Origin of the sequence: Mesorhizobium sp. M0016 (genome assembly GCF_040324035.1) — a bacterium.
GTDB lineage: Bacteria > Pseudomonadota > Alphaproteobacteria > Rhizobiales > Rhizobiaceae > Mesorhizobium.
The window spans coordinates 1-672 of record NZ_JAMYVM010000069.1; the positions used below are offsets into that span (position 1 = coordinate 1).

Consider the following 672-nt stretch of genomic DNA (forward strand, 5'->3'; position numbering starts at 1 on the left):
ATCTTTATGAGCTGCTTAACGTCGCGCCCGGCACGGAGGTTATCGGCAGCTGGGCCAGCCGCTTCGCCGAGGGCCAAGCCGCGATAACTTCGCGCAAAGTCGGCAAGGGCAAGGTGATCTACCTCGGCACGTACCTCAGCGACGCTCTGGTCGAGGTGCTGGCCGATCAAGTGCTGGCGCCCGCCGGTATCGTGCCGCTCATCGCAGACATGCCGGCCGGCGTCGAAGCGACCATCCGCGAGAGCAAGGACCGCCGCCTGCTGTTCATCCTCAACACGCTGGGCGAGCCGGCAAGCATCGGCAATGTCCCCGCGGGCAAGGATTTGCTCGGCGATGGCAAAGTACGCGGCGGTAGGCTGTCGCTCCCGGCCTATGGCTGCAGCATCATCGAACTCGACTAGGGTTTTGGCGCGAGGCCTTGGGAAACGCTCCAGGCATCTTTGTGTTGCCACGTGCCACGACTTTCAGCGCGACCGTCACGAACACGCTTTTCGTACGTCCCTTGATCCTTTCGATGAGAAGCCGTGCCGCGTTTGCGCCAAGTTCGGGCGCGCGATACGAGGCGGTATCAGGGGACCGCGCCGGCCTCTAGATGTTTAGTCCCAAGGTTTGATGGGTTGGATCGAGCCTGAATCGTTCGGGCTCTTTTGTCCAGATTTTGCAGATGTATTC

General features: G+C 61.5%; 1 protein-coding gene. It reads left to right on the top strand.

The window, feature by feature from the left end; genetic code table 11:
* A partial coding sequence (locus tag NKJ88_RS32930; RefSeq protein ID WP_352446980.1) for a beta-galactosidase trimerization domain-containing protein occupies positions 1 to 401 on the top strand: 401 nt, incomplete at its 5' end.
* Between the last annotated feature and the right edge of the window lie 271 nt (positions 402 to 672).